The organism is Rhizobium sp. NZLR8 (assembly GCF_019685025.1).
GTDB lineage: Bacteria > Pseudomonadota > Alphaproteobacteria > Rhizobiales > Rhizobiaceae > Rhizobium.
The window spans coordinates 1-19,648 of sequence record NZ_JABDVY010000013.1 but is presented as its reverse complement, the minus strand read 5'-3'; the positions used below and the strand labels follow the sequence as shown (position 1 = coordinate 19,648).

The 19,648-nt window shown below is 61.5% G+C and carries 14 protein-coding genes and 1 pseudogene; 6 read left to right on the top strand and 9 right to left on the bottom strand.

Features of this window, described 5'->3' with window-relative positions:
- Positions 1-229: 229 nt before the first annotated feature.
- Positions 230-493 carry a DUF982 domain-containing protein gene (locus HJB89_RS24430; protein ID WP_164009858.1) on the top strand — a complete coding sequence of 88 codons (264 nt, stop codon included), beginning with the start codon at positions 230-232 and terminating at the stop codon, positions 491-493.
- Between the two features lie 244 nt (positions 494-737).
- Here HJB89_RS24430 and HJB89_RS24425 read toward each other — a convergent pair whose 3' ends face one another.
- A complete protein-coding gene (locus HJB89_RS24425; RefSeq protein ID WP_221150619.1) occupies positions 738-1,214 on the bottom strand; it encodes a BA14K family protein in 477 nt (158 codons plus the stop codon).
- A 239-nt stretch (positions 1,215-1,453) separates the two neighbouring features.
- Positions 1,454-2,698, bottom strand: a complete 1,245-nt coding sequence (locus tag HJB89_RS24420; protein WP_207584263.1) for an aromatic ring-hydroxylating dioxygenase subunit alpha — start codon at positions 2,696-2,698, stop codon at positions 1,454-1,456.
- Between the two features lie 433 nt (positions 2,699-3,131).
- On the opposite strand from HJB89_RS24420, the gene HJB89_RS24415 reads away from it, so the two are divergent.
- From HJB89_RS24415 to HJB89_RS24405, 3 genes are all read left to right on the top strand, one after another.
- Positions 3,132-3,740 (top strand): DUF6656 family protein, encoded by a 609-nt coding sequence (locus HJB89_RS24415; protein WP_207583167.1) that lies wholly within the window; start codon positions 3,132-3,134, stop codon positions 3,738-3,740.
- A gap of 93 nt (positions 3,741-3,833) precedes the next feature.
- Positions 3,834-4,814 carry an L-threonylcarbamoyladenylate synthase gene (locus HJB89_RS24410; RefSeq protein WP_207583166.1) on the top strand — a complete coding sequence of 327 codons (981 nt, stop codon included), beginning with the start codon at positions 3,834-3,836 and terminating at the stop codon, positions 4,812-4,814.
- 19 nt (positions 4,815-4,833) lie between these two features.
- Positions 4,834-6,270 (top strand): FAD-binding oxidoreductase, encoded by a 1,437-nt coding sequence (locus HJB89_RS24405; RefSeq protein ID WP_221133214.1) that lies wholly within the window; start codon positions 4,834-4,836, stop codon positions 6,268-6,270.
- 9 nt (positions 6,271-6,279) lie between these two features.
- Here the strand turns inward: HJB89_RS24405 and HJB89_RS24400 are convergent, their stop codons facing one another.
- Complete coding sequence (locus HJB89_RS24400; protein ID WP_221150618.1) at positions 6,280-9,615, bottom strand: DUF1217 domain-containing protein; 3,336 nt, start codon at positions 9,613-9,615, stop codon at positions 6,280-6,282.
- 297 nt (positions 9,616-9,912) lie between these two features.
- Between HJB89_RS24400 and HJB89_RS24395 the strand changes: the two genes are divergently transcribed.
- Positions 9,913-10,479 (top strand): DUF6101 family protein, encoded by a 567-nt coding sequence (locus HJB89_RS24395; RefSeq protein WP_221133212.1) that lies wholly within the window; start codon positions 9,913-9,915, stop codon positions 10,477-10,479.
- Between the two features lie 94 nt (positions 10,480-10,573).
- Here the strand turns inward: HJB89_RS24395 and ubiA are convergent, their stop codons facing one another.
- From ubiA to HJB89_RS24370, 5 genes are all read right to left on the bottom strand, one after another.
- Positions 10,574-11,533, bottom strand: coding sequence for a 4-hydroxybenzoate octaprenyltransferase (gene ubiA / locus HJB89_RS24390; protein WP_207584262.1), 960 nt, complete (start codon positions 11,531-11,533; stop codon positions 10,574-10,576).
- A gap of 166 nt (positions 11,534-11,699) precedes the next feature.
- Complete coding sequence (locus tag HJB89_RS24385; protein ID WP_221150617.1) at positions 11,700-12,512, bottom strand: MipA/OmpV family protein; 813 nt, start codon at positions 12,510-12,512, stop codon at positions 11,700-11,702.
- Positions 12,513-12,696: 184 nt separating this feature from the next.
- Positions 12,697-13,278 carry a histidine phosphatase family protein gene (locus HJB89_RS24380; RefSeq protein WP_221133211.1) on the bottom strand — a complete coding sequence of 194 codons (582 nt, stop codon included), beginning with the start codon at positions 13,276-13,278 and terminating at the stop codon, positions 12,697-12,699.
- Between the two features lie 55 nt (positions 13,279-13,333).
- Positions 13,334-14,593, bottom strand: coding sequence for a cyclopropane-fatty-acyl-phospholipid synthase family protein (locus tag HJB89_RS24375; protein WP_207583156.1), 1,260 nt, complete (start codon positions 14,591-14,593; stop codon positions 13,334-13,336).
- Between the two features lie 133 nt (positions 14,594-14,726).
- Positions 14,727-17,036 carry a Tex family protein gene (locus HJB89_RS24370; protein WP_207583155.1) on the bottom strand — a complete coding sequence of 770 codons (2,310 nt, stop codon included), beginning with the start codon at positions 17,034-17,036 and terminating at the stop codon, positions 14,727-14,729.
- Between the two features lie 228 nt (positions 17,037-17,264).
- Here HJB89_RS24370 and glyS point away from each other — a divergent pair, with 228 nt between their 5' ends.
- Positions 17,265-19,379, top strand: coding sequence for a glycine--tRNA ligase subunit beta (gene glyS / locus HJB89_RS24365; RefSeq protein ID WP_207583154.1), 2,115 nt, complete (start codon positions 17,265-17,267; stop codon positions 19,377-19,379).
- A 166-nt stretch (positions 19,380-19,545) separates the two neighbouring features.
- Here glyS and HJB89_RS24360 read toward each other — a convergent pair.
- Positions 19,546-19,648, bottom strand: a pseudogene (locus HJB89_RS24360) (IS110 family transposase); the annotation flags it as partial.

The window sequence follows — 19,648 nt, the reverse complement described above, 5'->3', positions numbered from 1 at the left end:
CGCTGCTGCCCATCCGCCTGCCGGCCCCTTCTCCCCGTAAACGGGGCGAAGGGGATATGCCGCAACGTCTCCGTCCCTCGCTAACGTCCCCTAAGGGCACGTCCCCTCTCCCCGTTTTTTACAATCTCAGCGATCGACGCTCGGGTAATCCGTTGGTTCATGCCACCACCTCGCTCGGAACGGTTCTTGCACGGTTACTAATGTATTTACCGTGGGGAGACCTAATGTCATGAAATGGTGCACATCCGGAGAGTTCGTCCCTCTGATGCTCGTGGTGAGTGGGCCGGAAAAATACAAGCTCGTCGCAACTCTCGTGCAGGCTGCCGAGATGCTGACCGTTGGCTGGCCGATCGACGATGGAGAAGAATACCTCGTGGCGATTATGGCTTGCCGGGATGCAATACACGGGGAGATTCCGGCTCAGGACGCGCGAGCAGCGCTTATCCGTGCCGCCGACGAAGCTGGCATTTCGGTGATCACCGTCGTCCACTGAGTTTCGCAGCCGATGATGAAATGAGTTCACGGTTTCTTCACGCCACCGCCCTCTCGTTCCGCTGCATGGGCAGGTCCCTGCGCGGCGGCTGGTACGGGCCGGCGTGGGGACTCGGCTTGGTCAACCTTGCCGAGAAAGCCGAATGGACGGCCGCGCGACGCCACGTTTGCCACGTCCCCTCTCTCCGTTTTTTACGGGGAGAGGGTTAGCGTGAGGGCAATGCCCACTTCCTATTCCGGCCTCATTACGGCGAATAGCACTGCTGACGCGGGCCGTTATAGGGTTGGAACGTGTTGTCGTAGGCGCGATAGGACCGATATCGGTTGGCGCACCAGGCGACATGGCCTGAACCCATGCTGGGCGCAGGCTCGACGTAACGCGGTTGCGCGACAATGGCGCCGCCGATGACCGCGCCGGCGCCGAAGGCGGCGAGCGGATACCAGTAGCCGTTGTAGTGGCGATAGCCCGGACGGTAATAGCTGTATCCGCGATAGCCACCGTAATAGCCGGGGCGGTAGCCGCCGCCGTAGCCCGGCCGATAATAGGCGCCCGGCCGATAGCCGGGACGATAGTAGCGGCGGTATTGGACGTTCTCGACGGCGGAGGATTTTTCCACCTGCGGGGCGGTTGGCATCTGGACTGCCTGCGACGGCACGAAGCCTGTCAGAACGACGGCGGCAGCCAGAACTGCGGTCGCGATCTTGTTACTCAAACCGAACATTCTTCTCTCCCATTCAACAGCGATAACCGCCTGTTTAGCAACGCTTTCGTGCCCGAATGGTTCCGAAAGCGGCCGGGGGCCGGCTGCTTTCGTATCTTTAAAGAAATCGATCTGAACCGGGCATTAACCGCGAGGCCGCCCTCGATAACGGCGCCCGGAATTGCGGCCGGGACGCGCTTTAGTCCTTTGTCTTATGTATGTCGTTATCCCGGAACCGCTGCACAGTTCCGGGCGAAATGTTACGCCACGGCGGAGATTTTCGCCTGGTCGCCCTGCAGGCGGTTCACCATGAAGTTGGAATACCATTCGAGGAACTGCATGACACCGCCCTCGTGCAGGGAGGAATAGGGGCCTGGTTCATAGGCAGGCGAGTGGATGCCGAAGGCGTTCTCTTCTACGATGCGGCGATCTTGGTCGTTGGTCTCGGTCCAGACGTGGGTCAGTTCCTCGAGATTGTAATCCACGCCTTCGACCGCGTCCTTGTGGACCAGCCACTTTGTCGTCACCGCCGTCTCATTGGCGCTGAGCGGCAGCACCCGGAAGGAGATGGCGTGGTCGCCCAATAGGTGGTTCCACGTCGTTGGGTAGTGGAAGAGCAGCATGGTGCCGATATGGCTGATCGAGATATCGTCGGCGAGCGGACGCTTGACGGCGCTCTTGCCCGACATGGTGTAGCTCTCGGCGTCCTCGATCAGCGGCATGCGGGCGGTGCGGAACTGACCGTCCGGCGACATCTGGAACTTGCTCGGCAGGCCGGCGGCCTCGCAGCGCGCCCAATGGCCGGCGATCTCGGGATCGTCGGCGCCGCCATCCGTGCCGGTGACACTCGGGGCTTCGGGATAGGTGCGGCAAAGCTCGGGGTGATTGGCGGCGCAGTGATAACACTCGCGATTATTTTCCCAGACAAGCTTCCAGTTGCCCTTCTCGATGATCGTGCTCTGGAAGGCGACCTTGCTCTCGCTGATCCGGTGCGGCGCGACATAGGGCTCGATCTTGTCGCGCACCGGCTGGAAGTCCGGGGCGGTATCGGCAAGGCAGATGAAGACATAGCCCGCGACGATTTCGCAATGGACGGGCTTCAGGTTGAAGCCGGTCTTATCGAAATCATCGCCCATGTGGCGGGCGAAGGCGAGCTTGCCTTCAAGATCATAGGTCCACTGATGGTAGGGGCAGACGAGACGCACGGAAGAGCCGTGCTCCTTGGTGCAGACGCGCGAGCCGCGATGACGACAGCTGTTGTGGAAGGCGCGGATGACATTGTCGCGGCCACGGACGACGACGACCGGATAGCTGCCGATCTGGACGGTGAAATAGGCGCCGGGCTTCGGCAATTCGCAATCATGGCCGATGAACAGCCAGTCGCGATAATAGATCATCTCCATGTCGAGCTGGAAATAATCCTCGTCGATATAAAACGGCCGTTCGAGGCTGAAGCCCTCACGACGGCCCTTGAGCTGACGCAAAACGTTGCTGCGAATATCCATCTTCATGTCCTCGTGCACCCGGTTGCCACCCTCGAGCAGAAGGCCGGCGGAAGCGCGCCCGCTTCCTTCTCCTTCGGGAGAATTGTTCATGGCGCCATTTAATCACCTGGGCCCATTTAATCACCTGGCATCCCTGCCGCTTGGTTGTAATGCGACATCGGCTTCGAAATTGACGACAGGGTGCGGCAAGCCAAAAGCTACTGATCCCAGTCGCTGACATTCGTCCGACTCTCCAGGCGATTATCGTCAATTGCGACATGGCGTAAAGGGCCGTTGCGCAAAGAGGTTCGCTGGGTGATATCGGCGTCCATCGCGTTTGCGACAGCTGCCGGCATTTAGGTCTCTGGCCGGCCGGCCGGCGGGCGATTTTAACATCGCCTTAAGCATGCCACCCTATCCTGCCGTTGATTCAGACCGAGCGAAGAACGCGAACATGGCCAGACTCCGTTATTTCGACGCGAAAGATGCAAGCAGATTGCAAGAGCGGCAGCCGATTGCCGCGCATTCCGAATTCCTGCGCACCGGCCGGATACCGCGCGAGCGGCGGCACTGGCTGGCCGAGGAAAAGCGCTATTTCACCCATGATGAGGTCGCCGAAAAGACTGGCCGCAAGCTGCAGGTGGCCGGCGAAAAGACGCATCAGCACATCAACGGCTTTCACCACTCGATCCAGTTTCCGAAGATGATCTTTCACCGGACGCTGGAGGACAGCCCGCATCTCGGTTATTGCCACGTCACCGCTGCGCGGACGAAGTTCGCGCATTACGAAGACGTGAGCTGGGCCTTCTACATCGCCAATTTCTATTCCGACATCGGCCAGAACGACAATTTCTTCGAACGCATCGATGTCGGCTATTCCCGCATGTATTTCGCCGTCGCGATCAAACCCGGCGAGCACTCCCAGGAAAAAATGAGCATCGACCGGTCAGTGCGCGGCAACGGCCTGCTCTTCCGCACCCATGATCCGCAGGCAGCGATCCGCAACATCCTGCTGCTCGGCGCCCGCAACGAACAGCTGCGCGAAATCATCCGCCAGCTATAAAGCGCATCGCATCGAAGCGTGAGGCCAACAACGCGATTGATCGCGAAGAGCGGAAAGCCTAATGACTGCCGGAACTGAAGCACCAGGCAGCACATGGCACGCACGATCGACATTGAGGCAGACAGGCAGGCAGCGCTTGAGGCGGCCTGCGCCGCTCTTGCCGACGGCTTTGCCATCGCCATTCCGACCGAGACGGTCTACGGCCTTGCCGCCGACGCCACCAATCCGGCGGCGATCACCCGCATCTATGAGACAAAGGGACGGCCGCGCTTCAACCCGCTGATCTGCCATATGGCCGATCTCGCCATGGCCGAAGAGCACGCCGAATTCGATCCGGTGTCGAGGGCTCTCGCCGCCGCCTTCTGGCCCGGCCCGCTGACCCTCGTGCTGCCGCTGAAGACCGAAAGCCCGATCCATTCGCTGGCGACCGCCGGGCTCGACAGCGTTGGCATCCGCGTGCCGAAGGGTTTTGCAGGCGCGGTGATCGGCGCCTTCGGGCGGCCGCTCGCAGCCCCCAGCGCCAATACGTCAGGCGCGATCAGCGCAACGAGTGCCGCCCATGTCGAGGCCGATCTTGGGGCGAAGATCCCGTTGATCCTCGATGCGGGCCCAAGCGCTGTCGGCGTCGAATCGACGATCGTCAAGGTGGAGGGCGACCGGGTAAGGCTGCTTCGCCCCGGCGGTCTGGCGGCACGCGAGATCGAGCGCGTCGCAGGCCGGCCGCTGCTGCGGGCGAAAACGGCATCGGCGGCGATCGAGGCGCCTGGCATGCTCGCCTCGCACTACGCGCCAGGCGCGTCGGTGCGCCTCAATGCGACGACGGTCGAACCCGGCGAAGCGCTGATCGCCTTCGGCGGCGCGGCGGTCTCCGGCGCAAACGGCGCCCGGATCGTCCTCGATCTCAGCCCGCAGGGCGACCTTGCCGAGGCGGCGGCCAATCTTTTCGACTACATGAAGCGGGCCGATGCCAGTGGGGCTTCGAGCATTGCCTTTTCGGCCATCCCCGAGGAGGGGTTGGGCGAAGCGATCAACGACCGCCTGCAGCGGGCAGCTGCACCCCGCGACTTGAAATAATGACGGAGGATCGAACCCGATGAGCAGCCCCAGCATTTCCGCCGAACTTCTCGACCGCTTCGCCGCCATCGTCGGCGACAAATACGCGCTTGCCAGCGAGGCCGATCTGGCGCCGCATCTGATCGAGAACCGCGGGCTCTATCACGGTTCCTCCCCTCTCCTCCTAAAGCCCGGCTCTGTCGAAGAAGTCTCGGCAATCATGAAACTTGCGACGGAGACCGGAGCGGCGATCGTGCCACAGACCGGCAATACCGGCCTGGTCGGCGGCCAGACGCCGCGTGAGGGCAAGTCCGATATCATCCTGTCGCTCGAACGCATGAACAAGATCCGCGATATCGATCCGGTGGCGAACGTGCTGGTGGCCGATGGCGGCGCCATCCTGGCCGAAGTGCAGAAGGCAGCCGAGGCGCACGGGCGGCTGTTTCCGCTGTCGCTCGGCTCGGAGGGCTCCTGCCGCATCGGCGGCAACCTTTCCACCAATGCCGGCGGCACGGCCGTGCTTGCCTACGGCAATATGCGCCAGCTCTGCCTCGGCCTCGAAGTGGTGCTGCCGACCGGCGAGATCTGGGACGGCTTGCGCCGCCTGAAGAAGGACAATACCGGCTACGACCTGCGCGACCTTTTCATCGGCGCCGAAGGCACGCTCGGCATCATCACCGGCGCGGTGCTGAAGCTGTTTCCCCAGCCGCTCGGCCATCAGGTGGCATTCGCCGGTCTGAATTCGGTGGAGAATGCGCTTGGTCTGTTCGATCTCGCCTCCAGCCTCTGCGGCGCCTCGCTCACCGGTTTCGAGCTGATGCCGCGTTTCGGCGTCGAAATCACCACGCGCCACATCGACGGCGTGCGCGATCCGCTGGAAGCGCCCTATCCCTGGTATGTGCTGATCGACATCTCCACGTCGGACTCGGCCGAGACGGCGGAGCGGATGATGAACGGCGTACTGGAACAAGGCTTCGAGGCCGGGCTGGTGCTCGATGCGGCGATCGCTTCATCGGTCGCCCAGCAGAAGGCCATCTGGCACATGCGCGAAAGCATGTCGGATGCCCAGAAGCCGGAAGGCGGGTCGATCAAGCACGATGTTTCCGTGCCGGTGTCGAAGGTTCCGCATTTCATGGCCGAGGCCGAAGAAGCGGTGATGGCGGCAATGCCCGGAGCCCGCATCTGCGCTTTCGGCCATATGGGCGACGGCAATATCCATTACAATATTTCCCAGCCGGTCGGTGCCGACAAGGACGCCTTCATCGCCCGCTGGCACGAGATGAACCACATCGTTCATGGGCTGGTAATTGCTCACGGCGGCTCGATCTCGGCCGAACACGGCATCGGACAGCTGAAGCGCGACGAACTGGCTGCCATCCGCCCGGCAATCGAAATCGAGCTGATGCGCCGCATCAAGCGCGCCTTCGACCCCGCCAACATCATGAACCCTGGAAAGGTCGTCAGTCTCGACGTGTGAGACCGACGGTCAGGATTGCTGCGCGCCGCCGCCGGTCAGGATCTGCAGCGCCGGCGACTGCTGCGTGCTGTTCTTGACGTCGTACATGGCGGTGAAGCGCCGCAGCAGCTTGTCGACCTTCTTCGGATCCTGGAGATCCTCGAGCTTGACGAAGCGGTTGATGAGGTCGGCCTGCTTGGCGACATCCATGCCCGAGATCTGCGAAGGCAGGCTGTAGGCGGTGGTGATCACCTGATAGAGCGCCTTGTCGCCGAGGATCGAATAGATCGAGGTGATGTTCGGGGCCTTGCGGCTGAAATAGAGCGCCAGGCGGACGCCGTCATTGCTTTCGCCCTGCTGGGCTTCCATCGTCTGCTGGACGAAAAGCTTCTGGGTGTGGTCTTCGGCAGCCTTGTTCTGGATAGTGCCTACCTTGGCGCGGGTGAGATTGCCGTCCTTGTCGAAGTTGAAAGCGGCGACGATATCCTTGAAGCGCGCATCGGCCTTGGTGTTCAGATAACTCTTCTTGTCGTCGGGATCGGAGGTGAAGATCTTCTTCAGTGTCGCCTTGTCGTAATCCTTCGGGTCGAGGTTGTTGGCTTTCAGCACCAGATTCGTCAGGCGGCTGTCGTCGAGGAAATCGTCGAGCGACTTCACCTTCGCCATGCCCTTGGCGAAGTAATCCACCTCGGTCGTCGCGTCCTTCGATGCCTTGTCCTTTAACGGGCCGGCCTTCAACAGCATGGTGACATGCGCCTTATAATCGGTGGCGTATTTGGCCAACGTCGCATCGGGAAGCGCCTGGAAGGGTGACGCCGCCTTGCCGTCGGGGCCGAAGTTGAAGGCGCGGGCAAGGTTGGTGATGCGTTCGTCCTTCAGCGAGGCGATATAGCCTTTCGGGTCGTATGCATCGCTCGTCAGGATCTTGCGCATCATCGAGCGCGGCACCTCCTGGTCGGTCAGACCGAAAGCCTGCAGCGCCACATGGTAGGGATCCGGCAGCTTGTCGTTGCTTTTCTTGAAATCGGCCGAGGAATTGCTGCGCAGGAAATCGTTGACGCTCTTGATCTCGGAGAAATCGAGCAGGCTGGTGCTATCGGCCATCATGCTCGTGTAATTGGAGGTGACTTCGTCGATCGCCTCGTCGCGCTCGTCGTCATAGCGAGCCATATAATTGTCATTGGTGGTTTGCGCCTGATCGGCCGTCTGGACCGAGCTGACGACCGGGAGCGATCCGTCGGCGGCGAAGTTGAAGTCGGCATTGAGATCGGCGTGGCCGGCTGCGGCTGCCGCAGTCGCATCGGTCAAAATGCTCTTCAGATCAGCGTTCGAGGTAGCCGATGGCAGATTGTAGGTGCTCTTCAGGAAATTGGTGATGGCGTCATCGGCGATGAGATCGTCGACATTACCGATTGTCGCCATCCGGGCGGAATAATCGTCGGTGCGGGCTCCGGCGGCAATTTTCGTGTTGGTAATCTGTGCCGCCGTCTGCGCCTGCATGCCGTCCTCGAGCGTGCCATCCGCCTTGAAGTTGAAGGCGGCGGCAACATCGACATAGGTGCCGGTGCCGCTCTGATCGGTCAGAATATTGCGAAGAGCGACGTCGGTGACGGTGGAGGGGATGCCGAAGGCGTTGCGCACGAAATTGTTCAGCTTCTGATCCGACAGCAACTGCTCGACGTTTGAGATGCCGGCGATGGTCGCCTGGTAATAGACGGCCGCATCATTGGCCTTGCTGGCAGTGCTGGCGCTTTGGGTTGCGCTCTGCGAGGCGTAAAGCGTCGCGACCGAACCGTCGGCCTTGAAATTGAAGAGGTCGTTAACGTCGCTGTAACCCTGGGTGCTGGCAGCCGCAGGGTCGACGAGGAACGTCCTCAACGTCGCATCGGAGACGCTGTCGGCGATCTGCATGCTGTTTCTGAGATAGCTGACTGCGACAGTATCGGACATGATGTCATCGACATTGGTGACATTGCCGATCATGCTGTTGAAATGCGCTGCGTTCGCCGCCAACTTGTCGGTCGTCGATTTCCGCTGCGCCGCGGTCTGGATCACCGAACCATTGATCGAACCATCCGCCTGGAAATTGAAGTCGGCATTGAGACCGGCATGGCCCTGGGCCGCGGCATAGGCCGAATCCGTCAGGATATTCTTCAGGTCGGCATTGCTGAAATTGGTGCCAAGCCCATAGGCATCCTTGATGGAACGCGCCAGCACATTGTCGGCGAGCAGGTCGTCGACATTGGTGATGCCGCTCGATTGCGAGGTCACATTATAATAGTTGGCGGTGCTCGACGCTGCCGATGACAGCTTGTTCGCCTGATCAACCGTCTGGACGCGCGCCGTGCTCAAGGTCGACCCGTCCGCCTTGAAGTTGAAGGCGTTGTAGACATTGGTAAAGCCCATCAGCTGGGCATAACCGGGGTCGGTCAGCACCGTGCGCAACGCTGCCGCGGTAAAGTCGGCGCCCATGCTGTAGGCCGTCGTGATGTAGGAGGTCAGGCGTTTGTCGGCGACCAGATCGTCGACATTGGTGATCGTGCCGATCTTGGCGGTATAATAGGCCTTGTTGTAGTCAGCCGCCGTCTTGCCGACATAGTAGACGTCGGAGCCGACCGAATTGTCGATGATCACCGATTGGGAATTCAGCGTGTAGGTCTCGACGACCGACGCCTTCTGCGCCGCCGTCTGCGCCGTGCCGGTGACTGTACCGTCGGCGTTGAAGCTGAACTGGGCGGCAAGCGCCTTGTACTTGTCGCCACCTTGCGTGTTGACGACGCTCGTGGGGTCGCTGAGATCGCTCGTCAGCACCTGGCGCAGAAAATCCTTCGACGCATAGGTGGGATCGATTTTGAAAGTCGTCAGTACATAGGTGCGCAGCCGGGTGTTGTTGACCAGATCGTCGACGGTCTGCACGCTATCGATATTGTTGCTGTAATAGGTGCTCTCGGTGCTCGCCGCCTTGTCGGCATCGACGAAGGACTGCTTGTAGAGGCCGATGAGATCGTCCTCCTGCGCGTCCGTCTGCACATCCTTGGCAGGCGCATTGAAATTGAAGGCGGAGGCAAATTCGCGATAACGCGTATCAGAAAGCTTGTTGGCGTAGCTGTTGGCGTCGGTGAGATCGCTTTCGAGCACCTTCTTCATGAAGGCCTTAGCGTAGGTCATATCCTCCAGACCATAGGCCTTCATCGCATAGCTGTAGAGCTTGTAATCACCGAGAAAGTCGTCGACCGATGTGACCTTGTTGATATGGTCGGCGTAGTACTGAGCGTCCTTTTTGACCGTCGCCTGCGACGCAACCTTGTTGAGGCTCGACGTCATATCCTTCGACAGGATCGTGTAAGCGAGGGAAGCCGTGATCATTAAAAGCGCCCTTTTCGGCAAACTCTCTAAAAGAACGAACTGCTGGTAAGCATATTTTGCCACGGAAAGCTTACCTGAGGCTTACCTCAGGATGCATCATTTCAGCACACCACACCGTTCACCTTCCGGAAACCCTGCCGGATTCGGTTTTGATAACCATCATAGGAGGCAAAGTTTTCTTAACCGCAATTTTTAAGCTGTACGGAACGGCAGGCCCCTATTGTCGGCCATAGAGGACGAAAAGTCCCAAGGAGAAGACCGGAAATCGGCTCTCAGGTAAGACAAGGGTAGAATGACATGAACAATCCCGCAATGAAGCCCGCCTGGGCTGGCACGACGTTACGCCTCGATCCGGCCCGCTTTCCCCAGCAGGTCAGCTACGCCATCCATGATTGTTCGGATGACGTCAACATTACCATAGACGAACGCGGCGCTGTGCTGCGCAAGGTCCTCCCTTCCAGCGGCCTGCCGCTCTCGATTGCCCTGCCGAAGCGCGTCTTCAAGGGCGTCGCTGCCCGCGCCATCGACCATGGCGACGGCGAAGTCACCGTCACTCTCGAGCTTCACCACGCCGATCCGGAGCTCTGCATTCCGCTGCTCGTCGCCCATGACCTCAGCGATATCGCCGCCGACTGGCGCAGCTGGTCGGAAGCCTTCCGCATTCCGATGCTGATGGTCGAGGCCGACGGCGTCGCCCGTCCGCTCGAAGACCATATTGGTGCCTTGCGCACCAGCGATCTCAAGCCGCGCCGCCGTCATTCCTACTTCGCCAACCGGCGCCCGCGCTTCCTCGTGCGCCGCACCACCGGTCGGCTGGGTGTCGCCATGAAGATCGAGGGCAAGGAAATCATCGCCCGCAATTGAGCGAAATAGCGACACTCCGTTTTGGCAAGCATTTTGAAACCCGGCGCCCGCGCCGGGTTTATCGTTTCATGCATCGCTGAAGTCATCGCCCCATTCAGGGAATGGCGAAGAGCAGCGAGATGAACAAGCCGAAAAAGATGATCAGGCCGACGCGATTGTTCGACTTGAAGAGCGCCAGGCATTGGCCGGCATCATCGATATCGAGCCGGACGATCTGCCAGGCGAACATGCCGGCGGCCCCGAGCAGCGCCAGGAACGCGATGATATTGGCGCCGGCAAGAACGAAAGCGATAAACATCAGCGCCAGCGTCAGTCCATAAAGGCCGATCAGCCATTGCCTCGTCCTGTCGCCGAACAGCCGCGCGGTGGAGCGGACGCCGATCAGTTCGTCGTCCTCCTTGTCCTGATGGGCGTAAATCGTGTCGTAACCGATCGTCCAGGCGACGGAGGCGGCGTAGAGCAGGATGGCGGCAAAGGAGAGGCCGCCCAAAATGCCGGCCCAGCCCATCAGCGCGCCCCAGGAGAAGGCAAGCCCCAGATAGAATTGCGGCCAGTCGGTAAACCGTTTGGCGAAGGGATAAAACGCTACGATCCCGAGCGAAAGCACGCCGAGGAAAACGGTCAGCCAGTTGAACTGCAAGAGCACGACGAGGCCGACCAGCGCCTGCAGGCCGATGAAGATCTTCGCGTGGGCGCGCGTAACGCGGCCCGAGGGGAGCGGACGCGAACGGGTGCGCGCCACTTCCATGTCGATTTCGTGATCGACGAGATCGTTATAGGTGCAGCCGGCGCCGCGCATGGCGACCGCGCCGATGAAATAGAGCAAAAGGTGAGACACCAGCAGACTGCCGGAATAGAGGCCCTCGCCGATCGCCGCATTGGCGGCAAGGGTTGCCGACCAGAAACACGGCCACATCAACAACTGCCAGCCGATCGGGCGATCCCACCGCGCAAGCTGGGCATAAGGCCAGAGCCACTGCGGCAGGATCCGATAGACCCAGTTGTCGGAAGGTGCGTCGGAAACGCGATCGTTGAAGTCGCCGGTATCTTGCATGCCGCCATCTAGCGACCGGCCGGCGATCCGGTCAAGAAGCGATCTCTTTGTCTCATGCATGTCGTTATCCCGGAACCGCTGCACACTTCCGGGCGACATGCGTTGGATGTTTAATGGATGTCGTTATCCCGGAACCGCTACACACTTCCGGGCGACATGCATTGGATCACTGCAGGGAGAAATTGAACTTGTAGGTCGCCGAGACGCCGATCAGGACCTGGTTCTTCGAACCGCGGTCTCGCACCAGGCTGCTGTCGGCGGCGGGACCTGCCAGCCGCTTATATTCGAGGAAGGAGCTTGCCGAGAGGTTTTCGGTCGCCTTCCAGGTCAGGGCGGCACCCGCGCCATAGGACTGGATGCCCGACGATGGCTTGTAGGGATCAAGGCCGCTTGCGGCGGCGTGCTTGGCGCTGACGCCGTAATAGGCGTCGTAATAGCCGCTTGTCGCAAATGTCGCGCGCGGGCCGCCTGACAGCTGCAGGTCGGGCGCGATATCGGTGAAGGCATCGACCGCGAGATCGGCGACGACGCCGTCGTATGAGCGGATGCCCTGACGGACTTCGGCACGGGCGCGCAAGAAATCGGTCGGATAGACTTCGACGAAACCACCGGCTTCGGCACCCCACTTGACCTTCTTCAAGCCCTTCAGCTCATGGCCGTCGCCGTCATCGCGCGACGGCACGAACCTGCCGACGATACCAGCGCGGAAGGCGCCCTTGTCGATGAGGGCGAAGGACGGATTGTCGTTGCGCGAGGAAAAACGCGGGCCGGCGCCTTGGCGGCCGACCGAGATCAGCGGGCTGACCTTGAATTCATTATGCGACGAGCCCTCGAATTTCGGGGCGGAGAAGCCTGCGACACCGACGCTCAGATACCAGTCGCCGGACCAGAAATGCTGGCCGCTTTCCTGCGCCGCCGCCGAACCAAAGGAAAAAAGGCCAATAGCCAAAGAGATCGATACGACTGACCGATGAGACACGTCCGCACTCCAGAAAACGCAAAAACAAAGCCGCGGAGAGCGGCGACGGCTACACTTATCCGGATGTCGTTACCCCAATGTTAACCACGGTGAACAAAGGACGCTGTTGGGAGTCGTGCCGTGTGGCCCACACGGCTGATGGCATCTGCTATCGAATTCCGCAAACCCGCTCCCCCCAGATGCCCTACCGCTGGTTCCACCGGCGAATGACCGGCTCCGTCAGATCGTGTTCGTAACCGAGCACGCTGATAGAAGCCGTATCGAGCACCAAAAGCGCGCCGCCTTCCGGCGGCATGCCGAGCCAGCGGGCGGCGAGCACACGCAGGAAATGTGAACTCGAGAAGATCAGGATGGTGCCGTCCGCTTGGCGAAGCGCGTGGATGACGGCGTCCGCACGGGCACCGACATCGGCGGCGAACTCTCCATCCGGGCAGCCATCGCGAAAGAGCTGCCAGCCGGGGCGCTCCGCCAGGATCGCCTTGGTGGTGATGCCTTCGTAAGCGCCGTAGTCCCATTCGGCGAGATCCTCCTTGATCACCGCACCCGATCCGAAACCGGCAAGCACGCAGGTCTTGCGGGCCCGCGCCGACGGGCTCGACCAGACGGCGGAGAAGGCGTGACCGGCGAGCCGTTCGGCAAGTTTGCCGGCGGCGTCCTCGCCGTTCGCCGTCAGCGGAATATCGCTGCGTCCGGTATGGCGCCCGGACAGGCTCCATTCGGTTTCGCCATGGCGGACGAGATAGATTTCGGGAAACGCACTGCTCATCCGCAGTCCTTTCATTGTGGCCGGCTTTCATTGTGACCGGCACAAGTGCTGCCGCTCAGAACGCCACCTTTTCCAGCGGTGCGCGCCTTGCCTCGAATTCCTTCAGCTTGGCCTCGTTCCGCGCGATGTAATTGCGGTTGTCGGGAACGGCGAATTGGTTCTTGGCGATCTGGATCTGCAGGATGAAGAGTTCGTCCCAGCGGAAACCGATTTCGGAACCGGCCAGATAGAATTCCCACATGCGGAAGAACTGCTCGTCGTAAAGCGCCACCGCTTCGGCCTTGCGCGCCACGAAACGCTCGCGCCAATGGCGCAGCGTATAGGCATAATGCATCGGCAGGATTTCGACATCCTTGACCAGCAGCCCGGCCTTTTCGAGCGGCGGCACGACTTCGCCGACGGAAGGGATATAGCCGCCCGGGAAGATGTAGCGCTCGATGAAGGCATTGGTGCCGAAGCTCGGCTTCGGACGGCCGATCGAATGCAGCACCATGACGCCGTTGTCGTCGAGCAGGTCCGATACCTTGCGAAAGAAATTGCCGTAATTGCCGATACCGACATGTTCGAACATGCCGACCGAAACGATGCGGTCGAATTTCCTGCCCGTCATGGTGCGGTAGTCCTGCAGCTCGAAACGCACACGCTCGGACAGACCGCGCTTTTCGGCGCGGCCGCGTGAGACCTTGAGCTGCTCTTCGCTCAGCGTGATGCCGGTGAAATCGGCTCCTTCGGTCGCTTCCGTCAGATACATGCCCATACCGCCCCAGCCGGAGCCGATCTCCAGGATGCGCTGGTTCGGCTCGAGCAGAAGCTTGGCGGCGATATGGCGTTTCTTGGCAAGCTGCGCCTCGTCGAGACCGATGTCTGGTGGTTCGAAATAGGCGCATGAATATTGCCAGTCCTCGTCGAGGAACAGATCGAAAAGTTTGGCCGACAGGTCGTAGTGATGGGCGACGTTGTGCTTGTTGCGATTGCCAGGCATGCGGCTCTTCACCTGCTGCCAGGCAATGCGGCCAACGAGCAACATTGCCATCTTGAAATCGAAGATCTCGTTGGTGGTGTTCTGCTTCACCAGCGACAGGAAATCGTAAATGTTGCCCTGTTCGAGAATGAACCGGCCTTGCATATACATTTCGCCAAGCTTCATTGTCGGGTCGCGCCGGATGGCGTCCTCGGCCTCCTGATCGGCAAGACGGGCAGCGACGGATTCACCGGTGCCGTCGCCGATCATGTGGGTTTCGCCATTGGCAAGGGTAAGTTTCAACGAACCCTTGCGGATGATCTGCTGGACGATCGATAGGAAAGCCGACGCCATGGACGCCTCGCAAATGTGACAGAATGGTCACATCAACTTAGTCGCTCTCTTTCGCCTTACAAGCGCCGGATTTAGCACTCCGCTCAGAACGTTGCCAAACTGTTGCATTTTTGCCGAAATACCGGCTAAACTCTTATTTTCGCTTCATGGCTTCGGCAAGAGCCGCGCCGAAAGCACCCTGGCTTTCCGGTTTCGGGGCCGCAGGACGGCGCTCGTTCTGGGGTTTGGAAGCCTGGTTTCCGCGAGAATCACCCCGCTGCGCAGGTGCCGAAGAACCGTCGTCGCGTTTCATCGAGAGAGCGATCCGCTTGCGCTTGGCATCGACCTCGACGACCCGCACCTTGACGACGTCACCCGCCTTGACGACCTCGTGGGGATCCTTGACAAAGCGATCGGCAAGCTGCGACAGATGCACCAGACCATCCTGGTGCACACCGATATCGACGAAGGCGCCGAAGGCGGCGACATTGGTCACCGTGCCTTCCAGCACCATGCCGGGCTTGAGGTCGGAAATTTCGTTGATGCCCTCGGCGAAGGTCGCGGTCTTGAAACTCGGACGCGGGTCGCGACCCGGCTTTTCCAGCTCCGAGATGATGTCCCTGACCGTTGGCAGACCAAATTTCTCGTCGATGAACTGGCGCGGATCGACCGATTTCAGCACCGCACTATCGCCCATCAACGCGCGCAGATCACGGCCGCAGGCGGCGACGATCTTCTTGGCGACGCCGTAGGCCTCCGGATGCACGGAGGAGGCGTCGAGCGGCTCCTTGCCGTTGGGGATGCGCAGGAAGCCGGCGCATTGCTCAAAGGTGCGGCCGCCGAGCCTGGCGACCTTCATGAGGTCCCGCCGGGTCTCGAAACGGCCCTCGCTGTCGCGGTGGCGGACAATGGCATCGGCAATCGACGGGCCGAGACCGGAGACGCGGGAAAGCAGCGGCGCAGAGGCGGTGTTGAGATCGACGCCGACGGCGTTGACCGCGTCTTCGACCACTGCATCCAGCGAGCGCGACAGCTTTTGCTGGTCGACGTCGTGCTGATACTGGCCGACGCCGATCGACTTCGGCTCGATCTTGACCAGTTCGGCCAAGGGATCCTGCAGGCGCCGGGCGATGGAGACGGCGCCGCGCAACGATACGTCGAGATCGGGAAACTCCGCCGCTGCGGTCGCCGAGGCGGAATAGACCGAGGCGCCGGCTTCCGAAACGATGACCTTGGTCGGCTTCGGCGCCGGCAACTCGGCCAGCATGTCGGCCACCAGCTTTTCGGTTTCGCGGCTACCGGTGCCGTTGCCGATCGAGATCAGCTCGACATTGTGCTTGCGGATCAGCGATGCGAGTTCGACCTGGGCGCCGCGCACGTCGTTCCTCGGCTGGAAGGGATAGACGGTCGAGGTCGCGATCACCTTGCCGGTGCCGTCGACGACGGCGACCTTGACGCCGGTGCGGATGCCGGGATCGAGACCCATCGTCGCGCGCGAGCCGGCAGGGGCTGCCAACAGCAGATCCTTGAGATTGCGGGCGAAGACATGGATCGCCTCCTCTTCGGCCCTTTCGCGCAGTTCGCGCATCAGGTCGAGCGAGAGCGACATGGAAAGTTTGACGCGCCAGGCCCAGCTTGCGACCTCCATCAACCAGCGGTCGGCGGGGCGGCTCGCCCCGATCTCGTAGGCTGACGCAATCATGCGTTCGACCGGCTTGTTCGGAGAGGCGGTCTCGGCGTCGGCCTCGATCGTCAGCGTCAGCACCTCCTCATTCCAGCCGCGCAGCATGGCGAGCGCGCGGTGGCCGGGGGCGGTCGCCCAGCGTTCGGAATGGTCGAAATAATCGGAGAACTTCTCGCCCGTCGCCTGCTTGCCGTCGACGACCCTGGCCTTCAGCAGCGAAGCCTGGCGCATATGGGCGCGCAATCTGCCGAGCAGGTCGGCATTTTCAGCAATGCCTTCGGCGATGATGTCGCGGGCGCCTTCGAGCGCCGTCTTCACATCGGGCACGTCAGCAGTAATGAAGCCTTCGGCGAGCACCGCCGGCTCCCGGCCGCGGTCGGAAAGAATGGTCTCGGCAAGCGGGCCGAGGCCGCGTTCGCGGGCAATTTCGGCGCGGGTGCGGCGCTTCGGCTTGTAGGGCAGATAGAGGTCTTCGAGTTCGGCTTTGGTCTCGGCACCAGCCACCTTCACCCTCAGCTCATCGGTCATCTTGCCCTGGCCCGCAATCGATTCGACGATCGTATCGCGGCGGGCTTCGAGTTCGCGCAGATAGACCAGCCGTTCGGCAAGATTGCGCAGCTGCGTGTCATCCAGCCCGCCGGTCACTTCCTTGCGGTAGCGGGCGATGAAGGGCACGGTGGCGCCCTCGTCGAGCAGCTCGATGGCGGCTTTGGCCTGTTCGGGACGGGCGCTGATTTCGGCCGAGATGCGAGCTGCGAGAAAACGGAGGTCAGCGGCCATGAGGTTTCCTGGGATTTCCTGTTTCGACGAAAGTTGCGGGACCATAGCGGCGAAAAGCGGCAAGGCAATGTTGGAGTTAACAGACAGGTGCCGATCCACAGGAAAGCATGCCGGAAAGGCGGCGATTTTGCGGTTGTGCAGATACGCCATTTTTTGCTAGCAGAAGCAACGTTTTGACCCGGCGCCCCTGCCACCTCTCCCCTGTCGCGGGGGCCAAGGAAATTCGACATGCCAAACCTTCTTCTCGAACTCCGCTCCGAAGAGATTCCGGCCCGCATGCAGCGCAAGGCTGCCGGCGACCTCAAGAAGCTCGTCACCGATGCGCTAGTCGAAGCCGGTCTGTCCTATGAGGGCGCACGCGAATACTGGACGCCGCGGCGGCTTGCGCTCGACATTCACGGTCTGACGGCGCGCTCGGCCGATGTGCGCGAGGAGCGCAAGGGGCCGCGCACCGACGCCAACGAGAAGGCGATCGAAGGCTTTCTGCGCGGCGCCGGCCTTTCGTCGGTCTCCGAGGCGCAGGTGGTGAGCGATCCGAAGAAGGGCGATTTCTACGTCGCGGTCATCTCCAGGCCGGGCCGCGCGGCCGAAGAGATCGTCGCCGAGGTGATGCCCGGCATCATCCGCGATTTTCCCTGGCCGAAGTCGATGCGCTGGGGCAAGGCCTCCACGAGACCCGGCGCGCTGCGCTGGGTGCGGCCGCTGCAGTCGATCGTCTGCACCTTCGGCCCGGAGCATGAGGAGACCACCGTCATCCCCTTCGAGATCGACGGTATCACCGCTTCCAACATCACCTTTGGCCATCGCTTCCACGCGCCCGAGCCGATCACCGTGCGGCGCTTCGACGACTATGCGGCGAACCTGGAGAGGGCCAAGGTCATCCTCGACGCCGAGCGGCGCAAGGACATCATCCTGCACGACGCCCGCGACATCGCCTTCGCCAATGGGCTGGAGCTGGTAGAAGACGAAGGTCTGCTGGAGGAAGTCTCCGGCCTCGTCGAATGGCCGCAGGTGCTGATGGGCAGCTTCGAGGAGGACTATCTCTCCATCCCCTCCGAGATCATCCGGCTGACGATCAAGACCAACCAGAAGTGCTTCGTCACGCGCAAACCGGGTGAGGAAACGCTGTCGAACAAGTTCATCCTGGTTGCCAATATCCAGGCGATCGACGGCGGCAAGGAAATCGTCCACGGCAACGGCAAGGTGGTGCGGGCCCGGCTTTCGGATGCGCTGCATTTCTGGAAGCGCGATCAGGGCGACCTGCCGGATCTGGAGACGCTTGAGGCTTCCGCAAAGAAATTCGATCTCGACCTGAAGAAGCCGCTCGACCAGCGCATGGCCAAGCTCGATGCGCTCGACGTGACCTTCCATGCCAAACTCGGCACGCAGGGGGCGCGCGTTTCGCGCATCCGGGCGCTGGCCAAGGAATTGGCCAAGATCATCGGCGCGGATGCGGCGCTCGCCGATCGCGCCGCGGTGCTCGCCAAGGCCGATCTTCGCACCGAAGCCGTCGGCGAATTCCCGGAACTGCAGGGCTTGATGGGCCGCAAATATGCGGTGCTTCAGGGTGAGGATGCCTCCGTTGCCGCAGCGATCGAGGACCATTACAAGCCGCAGGGTCCGTCGGATCGCGTGCCGGAGGACAAGGTGGCGATCACCATTGCGCTTGCCGACAAGCTCGACACGCTGACCGGCTTCTGGGCGATCGACGAAAAGCCGACCGGCTCGAAGGATCCGTTCGCACTGCGGCGTGCGGCACTCGGTGTCGTCCGTATCCTGCTGGAGCGAAGGGTCCGCCTGCCGCTGGTGGCGACGACCAAGGACGCCGATCTGCTCTCCTTCTTCCATGACCGTCTCAAGGTCTATCTGCGCGACCAGGGCGCCCGCTACGACCTCATCGACGCCGTGCTGACAGCCGATGCCGACGATCTGTTGATGGTGGCACGCCGCGTCGAAGCGCTGACCGCCTTCATCACCTCCGAGGATGGCAAAAACCTGCTTGCCGGCACCAAGCGGGCGACGCAGCTGCTCGCTGCCGAGGAAAAGAAGGGCACCGTGATCGCCGATGGCGTTTCGGCAGCGCTGCTGAAGCTCGACGCCGAGAAGGAGCTGTTTTCGGCGATTTCAGGCGCCTCTAAGGATGCTTCGAACGCCGTCGCCGGCGAGGACTTCCGCTCGGCGATGGAGGCGCTTTCCAAGCTGCGCGGCCCGGTCGACCGCTTCTTTGAAGGGGTTCTCGTCAACGACGAGGACGCCGCCATCCGCGCCAACCGCCTCGCCTTGCTCCGGCTGATCCGTGCGGCGACGGGAACGGTCGCGGATTTTTCGAAGATCTCGGGGTAAGAACAGGGGTTCGGCTGTCCGGTTAGAGCCGAAATCTGCCCCTCACCCTAACCCTCTCCCCGTAAACGGCGCGAGGGGACTTGCCCCGCGAGGGGTAGATGGGGACGGAGAGGTCGCGGCATGTCCCCCTTCGCCCCGCCTGCGGGGAGAGCGACTGTCTTATTTGTCAAGCGTTTTGCCATGGTCGTCCGTCCCTGATGATGGCATTGAGGATGGTGAGCAGCTTGCGCATAGTTGCGACGGTTGCGACGATCTTGGGCTTGCCGGCC

What these genes read in the sequence shown, in the direction of transcription:
- HJB89_RS24430 (WP_164009858.1), top strand. Translation starts at nt 230, where the DNA reads ATGAAATGGTGCACATCCGGAGAGTTCGTCCCTCTGATGCTCGTGGTG.
- HJB89_RS24425 (WP_221150619.1), bottom strand. Translation starts at nt 1,214, where the DNA reads ATGTTCGGTTTGAGTAACAAGATCGCGACCGCAGTTCTGGCTGCCGCC.
- HJB89_RS24420 (WP_207584263.1), bottom strand. Translation starts at nt 2,698, where the DNA reads ATGGATATTCGCAGCAACGTTTTGCGTCAGCTCAAGGGCCGTCGTGAG.
- HJB89_RS24415 (WP_207583167.1), top strand. Translation starts at nt 3,132, where the DNA reads ATGGCCAGACTCCGTTATTTCGACGCGAAAGATGCAAGCAGATTGCAA.
- HJB89_RS24410 (WP_207583166.1), top strand. Translation starts at nt 3,834, where the DNA reads ATGGCACGCACGATCGACATTGAGGCAGACAGGCAGGCAGCGCTTGAG.
- HJB89_RS24405 (WP_221133214.1), top strand. Translation starts at nt 4,834, where the DNA reads ATGAGCAGCCCCAGCATTTCCGCCGAACTTCTCGACCGCTTCGCCGCC.
- HJB89_RS24400 (WP_221150618.1), bottom strand. Translation starts at nt 9,615, where the DNA reads ATGATCACGGCTTCCCTCGCTTACACGATCCTGTCGAAGGATATGACG.
- HJB89_RS24395 (WP_221133212.1), top strand. Translation starts at nt 9,913, where the DNA reads ATGAACAATCCCGCAATGAAGCCCGCCTGGGCTGGCACGACGTTACGC.
- ubiA (WP_207584262.1), bottom strand. Translation starts at nt 11,533, where the DNA reads ATGCAAGATACCGGCGACTTCAACGATCGCGTTTCCGACGCACCTTCC.
- HJB89_RS24380 (WP_221133211.1), bottom strand. Translation starts at nt 13,278, where the DNA reads ATGAGCAGTGCGTTTCCCGAAATCTATCTCGTCCGCCATGGCGAAACC.
- HJB89_RS24375 (WP_207583156.1), bottom strand. Translation starts at nt 14,593, where the DNA reads ATGGCGTCGGCTTTCCTATCGATCGTCCAGCAGATCATCCGCAAGGGT.
- HJB89_RS24370 (WP_207583155.1), bottom strand. Translation starts at nt 17,036, where the DNA reads ATGGCCGCTGACCTCCGTTTTCTCGCAGCTCGCATCTCGGCCGAAATC.
- glyS (WP_207583154.1), top strand. Translation starts at nt 17,265, where the DNA reads ATGCCAAACCTTCTTCTCGAACTCCGCTCCGAAGAGATTCCGGCCCGC.